A 2,037-nucleotide genomic window follows, 5' to 3' on the forward strand; every position below is an offset into this window, starting at 1 on the left:
GCCCGAAGTGCGGGCGGCTGATCTCCCGGCAGACCCCGCAGCAGATCGTCGACCGGCTGCTGGAGCTGCCCGAGGGCACCCGCTTCCAGGTGCTGGCCCCGGTGGTGCGTGGCCGCAAGGGCGAGTATGTCGACCTGTTCGCCGAGCTGCAGAGCTCCGGGTTCGCGCGGGCCCGCGTCGACGGCACGGTGGTGCCGCTCACCGATCCGCCGAAGCTGGAGAAGCAGCGCAAGCATACGATCGAGGTCGTCGTCGACCGGCTCGCGATCAAGCCGTCGGCGAAGCGGCGGCTCACCGACTCGGTGGAGACGGCCCTGAAGCTGGGCGGCGGGCTCGTCCTGGTCGACTTCGTCGACCGCGACGCCGACGACCCCGAGCGCGAGCGGATGTACTCCGAGCATCTGGCCTGCCTCTACGACGACCTCTCCTTTGAGGAGCTGGAGCCGCGGTCGTTCTCGTTCAACTCGCCATACGGTGCCTGCCCCGAGTGCACCGGGATCGGGACCCGCAAGGAGGTCGACCCGGAGCTCGTCGTGCCCGACCCCACCCTGTCGCTGGCGCAGGGCGCGGTGGCCCCCTGGTCGGGCGGCCACAACAAGGAGTACTTCGAACGGTTGCTCACGGCCCTTGCCGAGGACCTCAGCTTCAAGATGGGCACCCCGTGGGAGGGGCTGCCCGAGCGGGCCCGCAAGGCCGTGCTGTACGGCAGCGGCGACACCGAGATCCACGTCGGCTACACCAACCGCTACGGCCGCAAGCGTTCCTACTACACCTCCTTCGAGGGCGTGATCGGCTTCCTGGGCCGCCGGCACCGCGAGGCCGAGTCGGACAGCAGCCGGGAGCGGTACGAGGGCTACATGCGCGATGTCCCCTGCCCGGCCTGCCGCGGCGCGCGGCTGAAGTCGGAGTCACTTGCGGTGACGCTGGGCGGTCGGTCGATCGCCGAGGTTTCGGGTCTGGCGATCGGTGAGTGCGCCGTGTTCCTGCGCGGGCTCGACCTCACCGAACGGGAGCGGGCCATCGCCGGCCGGGTGCTCAAGGAGGTCGACGCGCGGCTGACGTTCCTGCTGGACGTGGGGCTGGACTACCTCTCCCTCGACCGGGCCGCCGGCACCCTGGCGGGCGGCGAGGCACAGCGCATCCGGCTGGCCACCCAGATCGGTTCCGGGCTCGTCGGGGTGCTGTACGTGCTCGACGAGCCGTCGATCGGCCTGCACCAGCGGGACAACCGCCGGCTCATCCAGACCCTGCTGCGGCTGCGCGACCTGGGCAACACGCTCATCGTCGTCGAGCACGACGAGGACACGATCCGCGCCTCCGACTGGGTGGTCGACATCGGCCCCGGCGCCGGCGAGCACGGCGGTCGGGTCGTCGTCTCCGGGCCGGTCGAGAAGCTGCTCGCCAGCGAGGAGTCGATGACCGGCGCCTACCTGTCCGGGCGGCGCCGGATCCCGGTGCCCGACATCCGCCGGGTGCCGACCAAGGGCCGGGCACTGACCGTGCACGGGGCCCGGGAGCACAACCTGCGCGACGTCACCGTGTCGTTCCCGCTGGGCTGTTTCGTGGCCGTCACCGGGGTGTCGGGCTCGGGGAAGTCCACCCTCGTCAACGACATCCTCGCCGCCGTCCTGGCGAACAAGCTCAACGGCGCCCGGGAGGTGCCGGGCCGGCACCGCACCGTCAGCGGGCTCGACCATCTCGACAAGGCGGTCCGGGTCGACCAGTCCCCGATCGGACGCACGCCGCGGTCCAACCCCGCCACCTACACCGGCGTGTTCGACCACATCCGCCGGCTGTTCGCCGAGACGACCGAGGCGAAGGTCCGCGGCTATCTGCCGGGCCGGTTCTCGTTCAACGTCAAGGGCGGGCGGTGCGAGGCGTGTTCCGGTGACGGCACCCTCAAGATCGAGATGAACTTCCTGCCGGACGTGTACGTGCCGTGCGAGGTCTGCCACGGCGACCGGTACAACCGGGAGACGCTGGAGGTGCACTACAAGGGCAGGAACATCGCCGAGGTGCTCGACATGCCGATCGAGG

At 70.7% G+C, this 2,037-nt stretch carries 1 protein-coding gene; it reads left to right on the forward strand.

The annotated features are described in order from the left end of the window. Nucleotides 1-2,037 (forward strand): excinuclease ABC subunit UvrA (gene uvrA, locus AC08OV_RS16440; RefSeq protein ID WP_476619896.1); only part of this gene is annotated, 2,037 nt, incomplete at both ends.

The sequence above is a fragment of the Frankia sp. CeTa3Moorea genome (assembly GCF_978021225.1).